The organism is Paenibacillus sp. FSL K6-2859, assembly GCF_038008265.1.
GTDB lineage: Bacteria > Bacillota > Bacilli > Paenibacillales > Paenibacillaceae > Paenibacillus_AQ > Paenibacillus_AQ nitricinens.
Genome location: NZ_JBBOYU010000001.1, coordinates 2574052 through 2592087 on the forward strand (window position 1 = coordinate 2574052; position 18036 = coordinate 2592087).

General features: G+C 46.7%; 9 protein-coding genes. 6 read left to right on the top strand and 3 right to left on the bottom strand.

The features are described from left to right. Positions 1-71: 71 nt before the first annotated feature. Together MHB64_RS11215 and MHB64_RS11220 are read right to left on the bottom strand one after the other, a co-directional pair. Positions 72-1685: a response regulator gene (locus tag MHB64_RS11215; RefSeq protein ID WP_280786867.1), complete on the bottom strand. Its 1614-nt coding sequence runs from the start codon at positions 1683-1685 to the stop codon at positions 72-74. A 30-nt stretch (positions 1686-1715) separates the two neighbouring features. Then, entirely contained in the window at positions 1716-3443 is a 1728-nt protein-coding gene (locus MHB64_RS11220) for a sensor histidine kinase (protein ID WP_341134427.1), read from the bottom strand. Between the two features lie 409 nt (positions 3444-3852). Here MHB64_RS11220 and MHB64_RS11225 point away from each other — a divergent pair, with 409 nt between their 5' ends. From MHB64_RS11225 to MHB64_RS11240, 4 genes are all read left to right on the top strand, one after another. Further along, positions 3853-5196 (top strand): ABC transporter substrate-binding protein, encoded by a 1344-nt coding sequence (locus tag MHB64_RS11225; RefSeq protein ID WP_341134428.1) that lies wholly within the window; start codon positions 3853-3855, stop codon positions 5194-5196. Positions 5197-5267: 71 nt separating this feature from the next. Continuing rightward, positions 5268-6206, top strand: coding sequence for a carbohydrate ABC transporter permease (locus MHB64_RS11230; RefSeq protein ID WP_094869388.1), 939 nt, complete (start codon positions 5268-5270; stop codon positions 6204-6206). Positions 6207-6221: 15 nt separating this feature from the next. Further along, entirely contained in the window at positions 6222-7061 is an 840-nt protein-coding gene (locus MHB64_RS11235; protein WP_094869387.1) for a carbohydrate ABC transporter permease, read from the top strand. Between the two features lie 153 nt (positions 7062-7214). Further along, positions 7215-13880, top strand: coding sequence for an S-layer homology domain-containing protein (locus tag MHB64_RS11240; protein ID WP_341134429.1), 6666 nt, complete (start codon positions 7215-7217; stop codon positions 13878-13880). 96 nt (positions 13881-13976) lie between these two features. Here the strand turns inward: MHB64_RS11240 and MHB64_RS11245 are convergent, their stop codons facing one another. After that, positions 13977-14813, bottom strand: a complete 837-nt coding sequence (locus MHB64_RS11245) for an AraC family transcriptional regulator (protein ID WP_094869386.1) — start codon at positions 14811-14813, stop codon at positions 13977-13979. Positions 14814-15003: 190 nt separating this feature from the next. Between MHB64_RS11245 and MHB64_RS11250 the strand changes: the two genes are divergently transcribed. Continuing rightward, positions 15004-16149: a DUF2264 domain-containing protein gene (locus tag MHB64_RS11250; protein ID WP_280786863.1), complete on the top strand. Its 1146-nt coding sequence runs from the start codon at positions 15004-15006 to the stop codon at positions 16147-16149. Between the two features lie 40 nt (positions 16150-16189). After that, on the top strand, positions 16190-18007 hold the full coding sequence (locus MHB64_RS11255) for a hypothetical protein (RefSeq protein ID WP_341134430.1): 1818 nt from the start codon (positions 16190-16192) through the stop codon (positions 18005-18007). The last annotated feature ends 29 nt before the right edge of the window (positions 18008-18036 follow it).

Consider the following 18036-nt stretch of genomic DNA (forward strand, 5'->3'; position numbering starts at 1 on the left):
TTTGTTGCCGGATGGAGTCGTATCTATTATTGCGTAGGATTGCAGCTTCCTTTGCTGGGTTCGGTGATCACTTAGTGACCTGTTTCAATTTGTTGCATATATTCTCTGGGAGAACTCCCCGTCACTTTCTTGAAGACCTTACTGAAATAGAAGGCACTTTCATAACCAAGTTTTTGTGAAATTTCGTAAATACGCCCATCTCCTCGTGCCATCATTTCCTTGGCTGCAGTGATTTTGGTTTCCGTGATATATTCCACATAGTTGACCTTAGCGACTTTGGAGAACAGATGGCTCAAATAGTTGGGACTGAAATTAAAGACATCTGCCACTTGGTTCAGTGAAAGCTTAGTGCCGAGATTTCTTTTGATGTATTCCTGGACATTTTTGACGATTTGTTCTTTATAGCTTTGTCTTCGAGTAGAGAGAATTTCCGAGCAGCCGTCACGGAACTTAACCAACCAGCCGGCGATTTCTTCAATTGTATGCATCTGATAGATGGACCGGTAACCTTCCGGCTCATTTTCGAAGATATGCTCGACAATGTTTTCTCCATCCGCAAGAAGCGAAGTAGCCATATATAGAATATTGCAGGCAGCATCGGTAGCGGGTACCAATAAGTCAGGCCGGTCTTCGAAGATTTCGATCATTTTGGAGATGATGGTGTACAAAGCAAGGGTATCTAGTTCTTCAAAAGCACGGCGGATCTCCGAACGAGATTCGGAGAAATCAAAGAGTGAATGCTCCTGCTCAAGTGATTCACCTTCTGCAAAGAAAACAAAAGACCGTTCTTTCACGGCAATCGGCAATGCCTTTCGGGCTGCTAGATAGCTCTCCCGCAGCAAATAAGGGTCTTCGACTGCAAACCCTATGGCACCAATAATCGTTACATTGAAATAGTTATGTAGTACAGATGCCATGTCTTTAAGTTGCTTCTCAATGTCAGACATCCAGTTACGGGGATCTACTCCGGGGACAGGCAGAGCAACGGCAAAATTGCGCAAGTCCAGACTGGTTACATAGCAGGGCTTTATAGAAGCCAGTGTGTCCTTTGCCATTTGTACTGTACTTGAACATAAGGCGACCAGCTTATCCCCACGGGGTGGGACAGTGTCCGGTCCTAGAATCCGGCAAGTGCATACGAGGTAGGCGGGCTCGGACAAATCTAACGCCAAATCCTCAATCTGCAGAAGGTACTGGTTCTTATTCTCGAACAGGTTGTTGAATAGACGAATGAAGAATTTATCACGCTGCGCCTGAAGATTGCTGCGGTGAACAAGTTTAGGGTAGCTTTCCATCGTCTGGTAGCTTTCAAGAAAGGAGATCGCCTTTCGAATGGATTCGGCCAGTGCTTCCGGTGTGAGTTCCAGCTTTACCAGATAATCGGTGGCCTGTACCTCTATGGCTGCACGCGCGTATGGAAATTCTTCATAACTGGTCAACATAATGAACAATGGAAGACGACCATATTTTTGGCGTACTGAAGCGGCAACCTCCAAACCGCTTTTTATTGGCATTTTAATATCGCTGATTACAATGTCCGGGCGGAGGGTGTCAATCATTTCTTCTTCTTGGGCACCATTGTGCGCGATGCCTACAATCTCTATATGATATTGCTCCCATTTCAGCATAGACTGCAAGCCGATACAGACTAGAGCTTCGTCGTCGGCGATTAATAATTTGATCAATATGACCACATCCTTGCTAGATTTGCCAATCTACTCTTTTTGCATATAGGGTAGAAGGATTTTCATTCGGGTATATCGGCCCAACGCACTCTCAATCGAAAGACCGTAATTCTCCCCAAAGGCTAGCCGTAAACGCTCATTTACACTACGGAGTCCAACGTTCTCGAACACACCCTTAGCTTCATCCTCCGCATCACACAGAATGGTAGAGATTTGTTCTTCCTTCATGCCAATACCGTTGTCTTCAATTGTGACCAGGATATCGGCAAAACCGCTTTTCTTCACCGTGATCAGTATATCTCCTCTACCTTTGGGCTCGATGCCATGGAAGATAGCATTCTCAACCAGGGGCTGTAGCGTGAAACGGGGAATCAGGCCGGAGAGCAGTCCTTCATTCTCAATTTCCATCACCATCGAGACCGTACTGCCATACCGGTATTTTTGAATCAGAAAATAGTCATCAAGCAGGCTTAGCTCATCTTTTAACGGCATTAGCCTCCGGTTGTCTTTGGCAATGCTGCGCAGCAATCTGGAGAGTGAGGTAGTCATTTCTGCAATGCCGGTGGCATTCTGAATCGTAGCCATCCATTTGATCGAATTCAGTGTATTGTATAAAAAGTGGGGATTGATCTGACTCTGTAACATCCGGTATTCCAACTCCTGTTTCTGCTTCTCGTCTGCAAGTTGACTATCCATGAGTGCAACAATGTCCTGAGACAGTCGGTTGATCCCCCGTCCGACATCACCGAGCTCACTATTCCATTCAATATTGCGGTCCAGTAGGAAATTGCCCTGGGCAATCTTATCAATTCGCTTCTTTAATTTCTCTACCGGGAGACTGATGGTACGGGTTAAGTACAAGGTAATAATGCCGCTTAAGACGATAACCAATAAACAAACGCCGAGCATGACTAGAATCCATATATTTGTTTTGGGTGCGAACAAGTCATTAGGTAATGTCTGAGACAGAATCACACCGTTGCGTACGGGATAAGAGACCAGGATTTGGCTTTCTTCCTCCTCCAGCTTAATCATGGACAGCTCGGTTTGTGGTCCAACAGGTTTCTCATTGGTATAGGATACCGGTTCATAAGGTTGTGTAATGGAAATTACTTTATCGCCAATGATCTGATAATGATGGTTGCCGAGCGTTAGCAGCATTCGGGAATTCTCTGGCAGGGAATAACCTTTCAGTTTGTCGGTAATTAAGGAAGTATTAGCGAGTAAATAAACCGTTCCAATCCGGGCAGCACCATCTCCGTAAATCGGTAGAATAAATGGGATTCCGTTCGTGGTGGAGAGCGGGTCCTTGATCACTTGTTCCCACTGCTCCACAGCATCTTTGTTAAGACCGGGAATTTGACCGATATTGTGAACAGTAAGTGGAATAGAAGTACTGACGGAATTATCCAACTGGAGGAACTTTCCGTTGTTACCCGTCACAATCAAGCGGCGGACATAGCTATTGGAGCGGTTGATCCGAAAATCCTCCTGCATGGCGTTAAAGACATTAACAGCATCCTTGGCACTTGCCTTTGGAGATACAAAATAATCAGTAAGTAATGTATTGGTGGACGAGTTGGTGCTGCTGGTCATCGCCAAAGAGGACAGATTAATCAAATCTTGTTCAATAATATGGGAAACCAGCTGAAGGTTGAACTCGGTCGCCTGAATGGTTGTTTTACGCTGATAATAGGTGATCAATTCATAGCTGAAAAAAGACAGCAGAGCGGCGATTAGTAGCGCGAATAGAGTCATGATGAGAATAATACGGCTTTTAATAGTGGATTTTCTTACCGTTGTGAACACTCCTCTACGAAATGCGGAAATATATAAAGCGGTTTCAAAAATATCCTTGAATAAATGCATGTGTAAAGTGAATCTTCTATTTATAATTTATAATATGCTTAACTAGTTTACCGATATCCATATTAACAACATAGCATATTCCTGCAATTCCATACAGTGGACGGCAGAGGAGCTGAGAAATTTACATGTTTTAAATAGGATTTTACAGGTTTGAAGCAAGGAGGAAAAGAAGAACAAAGAAAAGTGAATGAACTGAGTTTGAAAATACATGCCATTCTAGATGGGAAAGTCTTAAACTTTGAAATAGATCGGATGAGCCGATCAGTGTAAACAATCAGAAGGAAAAGGGGATTTTTATATGAAATTGAAAAGATTCTATGGCATGACTTTCGCCACAATACTCTCCCTAAGTGCGCTGGCCGGATGTTCCGGTAATAACAACAACGAAGGTAGTGCTGCAACAGCTGCTCCACAAAAGAGCAATTCTGCAAACGCTTCCGCTGAACCGAAACAGGATCCTGTGACCTTGAAATGGGCATTGTGGGATTGGGAAGCCACAGCATACTACCAGCCGTTGATCGAAGCCTATAAAGCTGAGCATCCGAATGTAACAATCGAATATGTCGATCTTGGTTCCACGGACTATATGACCATGCTAAGTACACAGTTGTCCGGCGGTGCCGATCTGGATGTTCTTACGATTAAGGATATTCCTGGATACTCAAACCTCGTGAAACAAAATCACTTGGAGCCGCTCAAGGGCTTTATGGGCGACAAAAGCATTGATCCATCCGTTTACGGCGGTACTGTAGAACAGATCGAAGTGAACGACGAAGTGTATGCGCTTCCTTTCCGTAGTGATTTCTGGGTCGTTTACTACAATAAGGATTTGTTCGACAAAGCAGGAGTGGAGTACCCGAGCAACGATATGACATTTGACCAATATGATGAACTAGCTAGAAAAATGACCTCCGGCAGTGGTGCTGAAAAAGTATATGGAGCCCACTACCATACTTGGCGGAGTGCAGTTCAATTGTTCGGTATTCTAGACGGCAAGAACAACGTTGTTGGTGGCAACTATGATTTCCTGAAGCCAACCTATGAACGGATCTTGAAAGAACAGGAAGATGGAATCGTTATGGATTACGCCACACTGAAGACTTCAAGTACGCATTATTCTGGTGTATTCTACAACAATTCCGTTGCCATGATGAATATGGGTAGCTGGTTTATAGCGACACAAATTGAAAAGGTGAAGAGCGGCGAGTCCCAATCAACCCACTGGGGAATTGTGAAATATCCTCACCCGGATGGTGTAGAAGCAGGCACAACCCTAGGTACAATTACTTCCCTGGCTGTAAATCAGAAATCTAAAAATAAAGAAGCTGCCCTTGATTTCATGAACTTTGTGACGGGTGAAGAAGGTGCCAAAGTCATTGCTTCCACCGGAACCATTCCAGCGATTAAGAACGATGAAGTTATCCAATCCATCACATCCATTGACGGTTTCCCTACGGATGAGAACAGTAAAGCAGCACTGACTACGGTTCAGACGTATCTGGAAATGCCAATGCATGAAAAGAGTGCAGATATTGAAGTCATCCTGAACGAAGCCCACGATAACATTATGACCAAGAACGCTTCGATCGACGAAGGTTTGAAGGATATGAATACGCGCGTACAGCAGCTCTTGAACAATTAACCTGAAGAGAGTTGGTGAATTCTAAGGGCGGGTGTATGCCCGCCTTTTATAGAAGGTTTGGAGGAGAAAGCATGCAGAACGAAACCATATTGGGTACAAAAAAGATCCCTAAACGACATTTGTCTAAAGGTGTCCGGGAAAACCTGGTAGCTTACAGCTTCATTGCGCCAAACTTTATCGGATTTGCCGTGTTTACGCTGGTACCCATGTTCTTTGCCTTTATTCTTGCTTTTGTGAAATGGGACGGGGCCAATCCAATGAAGTATATCGGACTGGACAATTTCACCCGGCTTATCAAAGATACAACATTTCACAAAGCATTATGGAATACCATTGTTTACACTATTGGCGTAGTACCGTTCACTATGATTGTGGCGCTCGCGCTGGCCATTCTGCTTAATCAGAAGATAATGGCCCGTAATTTCATGAGAACCGTATTCTTTTTCCCATATGTAGCTTCATTGGTAGCTGTTGCTGCCGTATGGAACTTTATCTTTAGCCCTACGATGGGTCCGATCAACAATATTCTGCATACCCTTACCGGCATCCCACTGGAGGAGCTTCCCCGCTGGGCAGCGGATAAACACTGGGCGATGTTCACCGTAATACTGTTTACGGTATGGAAAAACATGGGGTATTACATGGTCATTTACTTGGCAGGTCTTCAGGGGATCAACCCTGAATTGTACGAGGCTGCTGAACTTGATGGAGCCAATGCATGGAGAAGATTCCGCAATGTGACGGTCCCTCAGCTGGCGCCTACCTCCTTCTTTGTGCTGATGATTCTAGTCATCAATTCATTCAAAGTCTACGATATCTTTATCAACCTATTTGCCGGCGCTGATAACCAGCTGAACGATTCTACAAGGGTTATGGTTTATCAAATCTACAATACGGCGTTCCGTTCGCTTGATTACGGATATGCCAGCGCCATGGCCATTGTATTGTTTCTGCTGGTACTTGGCATCACCATCGTCCAGTTCCGCGGCGAGAAGAAATACGGACAATAGGAGGATTCAAAAGATATGGTGGGTACAAATAAAGGAATTAGAATCGGCACAATGGTGCTAGTGTATATTTTGTTATTTGCGACAGTGCTCTGTATGCTTGTTCCATATATATGGATGTTGTCTTCTTCACTCAAGCTGAACAAGGATGTGTTCTCGTTTCCGATGCAATGGATTCCGGCAAATCCGCGCTGGGAGAATTTCGTGGATATCTGGACCCGAATTCCGCTGGACCGCTTCATTTATAACACAGCGAAATTATCAATTATCGTAACGATATTGCAGCTACTGACTTCAAGCTTTGCTGCTTATGCGTTCTCCAAACTGCAATTCAGAGGGAAAAATGTATTATTCCTTGGATATATCGCTACGATTGCGATTCCTTGGCAGGCATATATGGTGCCGCAATTTATCTTGATGCGTTACATGGGACTTAATAATACCCATCTGGCAATCATTCTATTGCAGGCATTCTCGGCTTTCGGAGTATTTCTGATGCGCCAGTTCTATCAGGGAGTCCCAGATGAATTATGCGAGGCGGCCCGAATCGATGGCTTGAGCGAATATGGGATTTGGGCGAGAATCATGCTGCCGTTATCTAAGCCAGCCTTGTCCACATTGACGATCTTCACCTTTGTTGCCACATGGAATGACTTTTTGGGACCAATGATTTATTTGACGGATACAAAGCTTAAGACCATTCAAATTGGACTCCGAATGTTTATTTCGCAATATTCCGCCGAATACGGTCTAATTATGGCTGCAAGTGTGGTTTCCATTATTCCGGTTGTGATTGTTTTCTTGGCACTTCAGAAGTATTTCGTGCAAGGCGTCGCAGCATCTGGTATTAAAGGCTAGATAGGTTGAACCTGGCAGTTGCAGTCTTCGCATGCTGCCAGTTTTTTTAGCTTACCTATGAAATGAATGCGCTTTCTCGTTGTCTTTGCCGTTGACAAATTCCAGCATGGAGTATACCGAAAAGCTATTTGCAGCAAAAAGGAGGATTAGAGAATGAACAGAAAGTACGCCATTGGAAAAAAGTTAATCTCAATAATGATGACCACTGCGCTCGTAGTAGGAATGTTTCCGGCATTCCATATGCCAACTGTATTTGCGGCAACAATGGATCCGATCTTCGCAGCTGCCCATATGGGCGTGCAGACATCTGCAGAAACTACTTTGCCTGCTAGCATTGATATTGGAGGCCAGTCTGCAACTGTGAAATGGAATATTGGCGAAGATACCTTTGCCGTACCTTATGACACAGTGTCAGTAACTGGTACAGCGAACGGAGAACCGGTTGTTGCCAGCGTAGAAGTTATCCCATCTTCAAACCATCCATTGGTTTACTTTGTGGATAGCGGCAGGGGGGGAGATTCCGTAGGAAATGTCCCTACTGCTTCGCCGCTGTACGAAGCAGTCAAAACGCTGACAGGTAGCTTGCTAATCAACCAGTCACCGGATCAGAAATATGTCAGCGGAACGACAATCTGGGGATTTGATGATTCCATAAACAAAGTGAAAAACTCCAAAGACGGGGGACTTGCCGATCCTGCAACTGATCCATCCATATGGACAGTAGGACTTCGTGCCGACCCTACTAGCAATCATATTGTATATAAATTAATGGCTCCAGAAGCTGGAACCTATACACTCAGTAGTGGTTTCCATGATTGGTATGGCAGCCGCACTCGAGTAATACAGCCTCAGATCGAATATAAGGATACAAATGGGGTAACAAAGACGATATCGTTTGCACCATTCAATACTAATGTCACTCAGCTTATTTCCGGCGAATTCACTATTCCCGGTGATATCGACGCTAGCAGTCCTATGACATTAACCTATGCCTATGTTTCCGGTGAGAAACCTATCTTGAGCTGGTTCGCCATTGCTAAGGGCGGGATTCAGAAAGAGATCGAAGAGGCTCGGCAGACCGCAGCTTCTATGGTCAAGGTTCTGCTCGACGGCAACGATATTAAAGCAGACAATGTCAACGGCCTCACGTTCAAGGGATTTGGCGTACTGAGTGCCAACAGCACCAGTGCCCTATTGATGGATTATAAGGCAGAGCATCCGGATGCATACATGGAGATGCTGCGGATTCTGTTCGGTGGAGATCATCCCATTATGACGCATGTAAAAATCGAGATGGGCAATGACCGCAACAATTCTACCGGTCCGGACCCGGCTACCATGCGTACGGCCGATGAAGAAGCCAATGTCACCCGGCATCCCGGATTCCAGCTTGCGGCAGACGCCAAGGCTACGAATCCGAGTCTCAAGGTCAGCATTCTGCGATGGAGTGCTCCGGCCTGGGCAAGCAACAACGATAAAATCTATACCTGGTATAAAAAGACGATTCTTGCCGCTTACCGAGAGTATGGTTATATGGTCGACTACGTGAATCCTCATATCAACGAGCATTCGCCGGATTTGACATGGACCAAACAGTACGCTGAGCGAGTTAAAACAGATAACGAAGGTTTTGCAAGTCCAGAGGAGCAAGCGCTCTATAACCAGATCAAGGTTGTGATCTCTGATGAAGTAGGGATCGGTTCCTTTGGCGGCAGTATGGTAAGCGACGCTTCACTAAGGGATGCGGCTCCGATCGCCGGATATCACTATAACACTGACGACGACAGCGCAGGAAATTTCAAAAAGCTCGCAGAGCAATATGATATTGAAGTATGGAACAGTGAGGCGCAGTCAACCTTCAGTAACTCTGCTTTCCGTCCCAACAATAATGTGAAAGACCCTACAGTGGAAGGAACCGGCATCGGCGGTGTTGGCAGTCCGCTGGAGATGAGCAATACGATTATTAAAGGATTCGTCAATTCCCGCCGGACGCATTTTATTTATCAGCCAGCCATCGGTTCATTCTACGAGGGTGGACAATATTCATTTAAGGAACTAGTTAGCGCGCGTGATCCGTGGTCGGGCTGGATTCACTATGATGCAGGTCTTGTTACACTGCAGCATTACAGCTGGTTCGCAAATCTGGGCTGGGAGAACGAGAATAATACGGCAGAGATTTGGAGAGCGGTTCCTAAGGCTAGCTCTACGGGGGCAGCAGGCACTAACCCTGTCAGCGGCCGCAACGGTTCTCCTAGCTATATGACTCTTGCTGCACCTGACAAGAGTGATTTCTCGACCGTTATCGTAAATGACAGCGAGTATGCTAAAACCTACAAGCTACAGACAGTCAATATGGGTTATACGGACAATCCATCACTGGAAGTGTGGGAGACTCGTGCGGCAGACGAGGGAAAAGCTTTTAACAGCAATTATATGAAATATCTCGGGGATATCGTTGCTGATGGCAGTGGGGTTTATACCATTCATGTCAAACCATATTCGACAGTGACCGTGACCACTTTGGAGAATAAGGATAATGAGGCATTTCAGACGCCGATACCTGTAGAAGGCGACCGCACCGTGCTTGATACCGATGCAACGGGCAGGGTGCAAAATACCACAGACAATATCCTGTATGCGGATGATTTTGACTATTCCAATCAATCCGTTGTGAAAATCGGGGCAGGTGGGCAGAGTGTTGGCACCCAAAGTTATATAGAATCCCGTGGCGGCTCTAAAAGTGTGATACCGCGCTATACGCATGACCGTAACGGCGCATTCGAGGCTTATCTTCCGGACGGGACGGACAACTATGTTCTGCGCCAACAGCTGGATACCGAAATGATGGGGCTAGGTGGCACTTGGAACGGTGGAGACCCCGTAACAGCTATCGGTGATAACCGATGGACGAATTACAAGGCCAGTGTAGATGTTTCATTCGAGACGAACAATACGCAGGGCGGAGCCAATTATGCTGCGATTGGTGCACGGTATCAAGGAGGTGGCAGCTCTCACACTATAAACGGCACACCTTATGTGCTGAAATTCTGGTTTGACGGAGGCTGGCAGCTACTGGTCAATAATAGTGCAGTAGCGAGTGGGAATGTAGTGAGCGGTTCCGGTGGAGTTAAGCTGGCTGGATTCAACGCCGCACATGATGCCTGGCATAACATTGCCATTCAGGTTGCAGGCGATAAAGTAACTGCTTATCTGGAAGATGTGAAACTGGCTTCTTATACCGATCCCAACCCTGAATTGTCTGGTCGGGTAGATTTAGCCAGCGGATATTATCATGTTCGCTTCGACAATTTGAAAGTTGAGACGGTTGACGGCTATGCGCCGTACTATTCCGAACTACTGGATAATCTTGAAATGTATGACCTGGCAGCTACACCTAACCCTAAATTGCAATACAACGGATTGTGGAGTCATCAAAATGGTGCCGGTATGTATATTTACCAACGTTCCTTATCCACTAGTCAAGGTGCGGATGCAACGATGGAATATTCTTTTGAAGGCACTGGGCTAGATATTCTGGGACCGAATAATGGCTCGGCTAAGTTAGAAGTGACTGTTGATGATGAAATTGTCATGCTGTCAGCCGATACGATGGCCTCTAAAGAACTTTACCAAACGTACACGCTTCGCGGACTTAAATATGGACAGCATAACGTTCAGATAAGGGTATTAAGCGGCACTTTGGTTGTGGACGCGGTGGCAGTTGTTTCCGGTGAAGTAAAAGGTGCTGTGGATACAGCAACGCTGCAAGCCGCAGTAACCGCTGCAAAAGAAATTAACAAGCTGGATGAGTATCCTGAGAGAGATTGGCTGCTTTTTGCCACCGCACAGCGTGCCGCAGAGGAAGCGCTGGAGAATGCGGCTGACTACAGATTGGATCAAGAAGGAGCCATTCATCTTGCGGGACGTCTCACTTCCGCTCAGAACCAGTTGACTACAGGGGATGTAAGGGAGCTTGCGGCTCCTCAGGATACTGCCACTTCTGTCGGTAAACTGCCGACTCTTCCTGATAAGCTGGAGGCTACCCGTGAAGACGGATCTAAATTACTTGTGCCAGTGAAGTGGAATGTAGGTGCAGTTAGCTTCAACACGCCGTATGAAAGGGTAGCTGTAACTGGTACTTATGGCAATCTAAAAACCACTGCTTATGTAGAAGTGGTGCCAGAAGGTCTCGTATACTTTTTGGATGTTGGTGTTTCGGCGGATGGTGTCACACCACCCTATACGGTGATCAAAAATTTCGTGGGCGACAGCCTCCTGAACAGCACTGCGGATCAACTATCAACAGGTGCTATGTGGGGTCATACCAATACAGGAGCAAATTATAATCTCAAGGGGCTCGGAGGTGCCGTGGTTATTACGGATAAAACTCAGACAGGTGTCTACAGCTCGAATACAAAGAATACACCTCTGATCTACACCCTCCCACTAAACGCAGGGAAGTACACGATTACATCATTCCATCGGGACTGGTGGAATATGAGCAACCGCACGATGGATATTACGCTTAGCTATATGGATGCTGAAGGGAAAACGGTGAACGAAACGGTCAAGACCGGTGTACTCGCAGGTCCTAATGGCATCACGATCACTCATAACTTTACGCTGCCGGTGAGCGGCGTCGTGAAATATTCGATAAACAATACGAATACTCAGGCATCTGTGATCAGTTACTTAGCTGTGGCGAAGGACAGGGTCAGCATTGCCAATGAGCAAGCTGTGAACGAGGCCAAGAGTATTATAGAAGGCGCTGCATACAGCGTGCAGAAGACAACAGCTAACAGCGAGGACAAAGTCCGGACTTGGCTGCTCCAAACAACGATGAACGGCTTGATCGGGTTCAGTGATACAGGGGTTACGATAGGTGACATCACCCTATCTTCGTTCCAGGAAGCCACGGATGACACAGCCGGCAGCTTCAGCTTCACGGTAACGCTGAGCAAGGGCGAGGCGAAGGCGGAAGCTGCAGCCAGCGGATCGATTAAGCTGCCGGAGCCGGATCGTCTTCAACCGGTGATTACCCTGAATGGTGAGGCTACTGTTAATCTGCCGATAGGATCTGAATATACAGATGCCGGAGCCTCAGCGTATGACAACGAAGACGGTGACATCACAGACCGCATCACTACAACGGTCAGCAGTGAAGTGTATGGTCTAACTGAATTAGATACGGCGAAAGCGGATATCTACACTTTCCATTACAATGTCAGCGATGCTGCAGGCAACGCGGCTACTGAAGTTACCCGAAAAGTAATCGTATCGGAAGATCCGGATGTATTGAAGCCGATCATTACCCTGCTTGGTGAACCATCTGTTCAACTGGATAATGGTGCTAGCTATACAGATGCTGGAGCCACAGCAGTAGATGACCGCGATGGCGACATCACAGAACGTATTACAGCTACGATTACGAAGGATGGAAACAGCATCGAAACGCTAGATACTACAGTGGAGGGTACTTACATTTATCATTATAATGTGAGCGATTCCGTAGGCAACGCGGCAGCAGAAGTCACTAGAACAGTTACAATTGCCGAAGCTCAGCAACCGCCGACTTCAACACCAACGGCAGAACCAACACCGACAGTTGAACCCACAGCAAGTCCGGCGCCAACACCTGCACCTGCAGTGACCCCGGGCCCAGTGTCAACAACAGCGCCGACGATATTACCAACATCAACACCGCTGACGCAAACCACACGGATTCTTGACAGAGATGATTTTACCGCTCCGGTTGGAGGGGTTATAACGGTTCAGCTTAACGAAACTACAGATTCCGTACTGCTTCCTGAGGGGTTATCAGAACTCATCGGAGTAAATACGCTACGTCTCGTATGGCCTACGTTAACTATTCAGCTGACTCCGGAAGCGCTGAAGAGCATCCAAGAGAAAGCTGGGGGAGATCAAGCAGATGGGGCACGCCTCAAGCTCTCGGCCGGGAAGGTATCAAGAGCTGTCGTGGAACAGCTTATGAATAACCCGGCTGTCAACCGTTCGGTTCAGTTAACTGCTGCAAGCGATGTAATTAACTTCAGCTTGGAAGGTATAGGTGTGGACGGTACTGCCATTCCGATCCCCCGTTTTGACAAGCCATTGACGATTACCTTCACCGTCGATTCGGATGCCAATACCGATTTGCTCGGCCTCTACTATATCGCCGGGGACGGAGCTCTTGAGTTTATGGGAGGAACGCTAACTACTGGAATATGGAATGCGGAAATACAGCATTTTAGCCAGTTTGCGGTCCTGGAATATGACAAGGTTTTCTCGGATGTCAGTGCAGATAGTTGGGCTAGTAATGTTATTAAGACCATGGCTGCCAAACATATTATGCAAGGCATTTCTAATACCGAATTTAATCCACAGGGGAAAGTGACAAGAGCACAATTCGCGACCATGATTGCAAGAGCGTTAGGGTTAGAGACAGGAGGTCATTCGGCGTTCGTTGACGTGGACTCCAAAGCCTGGTATGCCGAAGCCGTTGCAGCTGTAAGCGAAGCGGGCATTGTATTTGGCCGCAGTTCGGATACTTTCGCACCGGATCACAGCATCACCCGTGAGGAAATGGCTGTGATGATCGTCAGGGCTTATGAATATTTACATGGCAGCAAGGTAGAAGAAGTTTCTGCGGGCTCGTTCAGTGATTATTCCCAGATTCATGATTGGGCACAGAAGTCAGCAAGGATTGCTGAGCAGACGGAGCTCATTAAGGGACGCGGCAATAAGCAATTCGCGCCTCAAGAGCTGATGACCCGTGCCGAAAGTGCACAAGTCATTGCCAATCTGCTGGGGCATTTGTAAGGCCCATACTTCTATGAACCTGGCAGCTGCTGTAGCGGGCTGTCAGGTTCTTTATAGTTTCAGATTACAATTGCGGAGCGTTGATAAGTGGCAAGATCAGCTTTTTTTGCCGTATTTTCCAGGTGGAATGCCCGTGATGTTCTTGAAGGTACGAATGAAATTGGCATAGTCATTGAAGCCGGATAGATAACAGGTATCGGAAACGGAGTTTCCAGCGGTTAAGAGCTGTTTGGATAACGCGATCTTTTTCAGCAGGACGTAACGGTAGATTGTTCCTCCGGTCTGTTGCTTGAACAGGTGACTAAGATAATATTTATCGACGTTCAACTCCCCGGCGATCTGCTCAAGCGATAGATTTAGATGGAGATGGTTATCAATATAGCTCATGGCTGTTTGAATATGTGAGGAAATAATGCTAGGTATAGTGGAAACGGTACGGCTATATAGCTCATTAATGAGGACAAGGATCTGAATCAGATATGTAAGGGCCAAAACCTCGCTGCCGTATTGAGGGTTCTCCAAGGATGCAATCAGGCAGGAAGCAAGCGCCATATACTCTGCAAGCAGCGCTTCATCCATTTGAGCCAGATTATACTCTCCGTTCTGACGGTTCTGGAAGCAGGCGAGCAGATTTGTAGTTGCGGTACAGAAGGGATATACAAGTGGAGCTTTGAAATGAATAGTTAAACGTTCGTAAGGCTCCGGAGATAGATTAATGATTTTATGAATCTCGTGATTGTTGAATAAGAGCACATTGCCCCGCTGAAGCGGATAGCTATATTGATCCACAAATCCGTTCACCGTGCCGCCTAAAAATAGGAAGATTTCAAAGTGATCATGAATATGAAAATCTTTGGTGGGTGAGATCGGTGAATTGCCGATGCCCGCCAGTATGTCGCCTTCGAACGGCTGATAATACTGGGCATGTTTCATCGAGAGAGCCCCTTTCAAATTGATCGCAAGATACGCAATAAATGATCATAAATCGCAAAGACATTGCAATAACATAACACTAAACTATAGAAGAAGATTACGCAATCAACCAAGTATATAGCTGGTCAGAACAAGAGTAACGGGAACCTGCATCTGCTGAATAGACGCAACTGGAAGGGCGGTATTGTGTATGAATGGTACGAAACAGCGTAAATATTGGCTGGACACGATGCTAAAGATCGGGGACCCAGTGCTTGACGCTTTGTCGCAGAGAAAATTAAAGGAACGGCTACCTACGGAGTTTAACAGTGACAGGAGTTCATTTGCGCACTTGGAAGCATTCTCTAGGTTATCCTGTGGAATGGCTCCCTGGCTAGAGCTTAAAGGGCTGGAGGGTGAAGAAGAAGTGCTCAGGGCTCGTTATGTCATATTGATGCTGGAATGCATCGATGCTGCTGTTGATCCATCATCGCCTGACTATATGGATTTTAAGTCCGAAGGCCAACCGTTGGTCGATGCGGCATTCCTCGCTCATGCTTTGGTGCGTGCACCGAAGCGGCTTGCAGGGCAGCTGAATGAGCGGGTGAAAGGTAATTTAATAACAGCTTTGAAGCAAACGCGCCGGACAGCGCCTAGCGGCAGCAACTGGCTGTTATTTAGCGCAATGGTCGAAGCAGCTTTATATATCCTCGGCGATTCAGAATATGACCGGATGCGCGTGGGATATGCGATCCATATGTTTATGGATTGGTACAAAGGGGATGGCATATACGGGGACGGTAAGGATTTCCACTGGGATTATTACAATAGCTTTGTCATTCAGCCGATGCTTGTGGATTTGGTTACACTCTTTGAACGGGAATCGGAGCAATATTCAGAATTGAAGCTCTTGATTGTAGAGCGGGCACAACGATACGCAACGGTTCTGGAACGAATGATTGCGCCAGACGGTACGTATCCGTTCATCGGGCGTTCCATCGTTTACCGTTTTGGTGCATTTCAACTGCTATCCCAAGCGGCGCTGCAGCATTTTCTGGAGGATGCGCTATTCCCCTCACAGGTACGCTGCGCCTTGACTGCTGTAATTACACGGACTATGGGGTTTACGGGGACATTGGATGAGGCCGGATGGCTACGTCCAGGGGTATACGGCTACCAGCCGGAGCTTGCTGAGAGCTACATCAATACGGGAAGTCTTTATTTATGCGCTTCGGTATTCCTTCCACTGGGGCTACTGCCTGCAGATCCTTTCTGGGCAGGGACAGAATTGAAATGGACCGCACAAAGAATTGCAGCCGGTGAGGATGTTATGAGAGATCATGCCTTGAGTAGATAGAGGTGGATCTGATCTAACTGGGCAAAGGGAGGAAGAAAGCATGAACAGACAGGAGCTTTTCGAAATTGTCCAAGTGCTGAAGCCGGCAAATCTGAGCTTGTATTATCCGAATGGAGCGTCGGATGCTTTTTGGAAACAGGCCTTATCATCCGAGATATTAAAGGAAGATATCATCGAAATCCGCGAGGAGGCTCAAAGATTAGACAGCCAGCCTATATCGGAGCTGACGGATACGCTATTTTCAATTTTTGCGCGCACGGGTTCAAGGTTGGAATATGAAAGGGTCTATTTCGAACGGAGAAGAAGGCTGAATACATATGTATTTATGACCTTGCTTGAGCCGGATAATGTCAGACTTCTCGAGAACCTGGAAAATATCCTGTGGTCTATATGCGAAGAGTACACATGGTGCCTACCAGCCCATCTTCCTGCAGATCATAATACAGTGAATATCAACCAGTTTATTGATCTGTTCTCCTCGGAGACTGCTTTTACCCTTGCAGAAATTACTCTATTACTGGGAGAACGACTTCCGCTGCTTCTTCGATCCCGAATCAGACATGAAGTTGAGCAGAGAATATTTCGACCTTTTATTAACTGTGGTCCCTATGAATGGGAGACTGCACGGCATAACTGGGCAGCAGTGTGCGCAGGGTCGATCGGGGCAGCCGCCTTATTGATGTTGGATGATCCTGCTGCGCTGACGGATATCCTGCTGAAAACAGAGCGCAGCATGAGCTACTATCTGGAAGGCTTCGGGGAAGATGGGGCCTGCCTTGAAGGTCTGAGTTACTGGAACTACGGATTTGGCTATTTCACGTATTACAGCGATCTTCTCCGGGTTAGAAGTAAGGGAAGAGCAGACTGGTTTGCAACGGACAAAGTGCGGAGCATTGCTCAATTCCAGCAGAAATGTTTTCTTGGGAGCAGCTTTGTCGCTAATTTCTCTGACTCTGAGACTCAAATTCACATTCATATGGGACTGTCTCATTATTTAGCTGATATCTATCCAGATGTCGAATGTCCACCTTCTGAGCTGCGTGCTCCTTTCACAGAGGATCACTGTAGTCGCTGGGCCCCGGCCTTTCGAAATCTGATTTGGAGAAAGACCAGTGATCTGGAAGAGAACCAGGATTGGAAAGCGGCCAGCTATTATCTTCCTGATGCGGCATGGCTCGTTTCACGATATATATCCGGAGGAAGCTCGTTCGGCTTCGCGGCGAAGGGAGGGCATAACGCTGAACCTCATAATCATAATGATCTGGGACAGTTCATTCTGTTAGGTGGAGGCGAAATCTATGCAGCTGATCTCGGGAGTGGAGAGTATACGGCTGAATATTTTGGAGCTGGCCGTTATCAATATGATTGCAATGGCTCGCAGGGACATTCGGTTCCTATCATCGGCGGCCAGTATCAACTGGCTGGCAGGAAGCATAGTGCTACAGTTCTGTATGCGTCGGCTGGGGTGGAGCGGGACGAGTTGAAGCTAGAGCTGTCTCAGGCATACGAAGCGGAAGATCTCCAATCCCTGATCCGCTCTATGGTTTGGTATAAAGAGCAGCGTCCTCGTTTAGAGTTAATGGACGAGTATCGGTATAACGGTAGGCCGGAGAGCTTTACGGAGCGGTTCGTAACCTGGCGTCGTCCAAAGATACTTCGATCTGGTGTCGTACTGCTGCCCGGAACTGAAGTAGGCGGTGTGGAAGTGACTTATGATATCCAGGTCGTAGAGCCAGAAATTACCGTACGTGAGTACCAGGATCATTTTGGCAGGAATACGGTCTGGCATACGCTCGACTTTCATGCTCTTCAACCTGATTCTGAAGGGAAATTAACATTTACCTTTCAATTTATATAAAAGCGAACCATTCGAAGAAGGCGGTGTTT